The 569-nt window shown below is 55.4% G+C and carries 1 protein-coding gene; it reads right to left on the bottom strand.

Annotated elements, in window-relative coordinates; translation table 11 throughout:
* Positions 1 to 569 (bottom strand): L-2-amino-thiazoline-4-carboxylic acid hydrolase (locus tag DEQ92_RS21575; protein ID WP_115821761.1); only part of this gene is annotated, 569 nt, incomplete at both ends.

Below are 569 nucleotides of genomic sequence, written 5' to 3'. Positions count from 1 at the left end.
GACGTCATCTTCGATAAGCGGGTAGCCAGCGAGGTCGTGATCACATCCCAGTTTCGCGAGTTCGGGATACCCAAACGCGTGTGCAATCTGGACGTTTGCGCACGACCCAACCATAATCTGGCAATGGTTTGGTTCGTCGACGAACTCCTCCATCGGGTAGTTGTCGTCATCCGCGAAGATACCGTAGTTGTAGCGTTTGAACGCCTCAAACGGATCGGTGAATTCCTGGAGCTCCTCAACTGGATAGAGGTCGTACATCTGGTATTGCGCCGATGTCTGGACGATCGTCCGGAGGAAACCGTACGCTTCGTCCGCGTCCGTCCAGTTCGAATGCGTCTCGTACATCCCAACTATCATCGGGAAGTCGTTCGCAAATTCCGAACTGTAGTCGGCCGCTAGTCTCATTCCTTCGGGGTTCCGTCGCTTGACGAGGACGCTCCGGACCAGCGAGAGAGCCAGGAAAACGATTCCTTTGAGAACCCCGAATTCTTTACGAACCGCGCGCAGTACGATGCGAGGCATATGCCGTCTTCCGTTTGGAGTGACGCCGGTGATACCGTGGCCGTATC

The organism is Haloferax sp. Atlit-6N (genome assembly GCF_003383195.1).
Classification (GTDB): domain Archaea; phylum Halobacteriota; class Halobacteria; order Halobacteriales; family Haloferacaceae; genus Haloferax; species Haloferax gibbonsii.
Note: the sequence above shows the minus strand (reverse complement) of the source record. Positions and strands in the feature narration are given on the sequence as shown.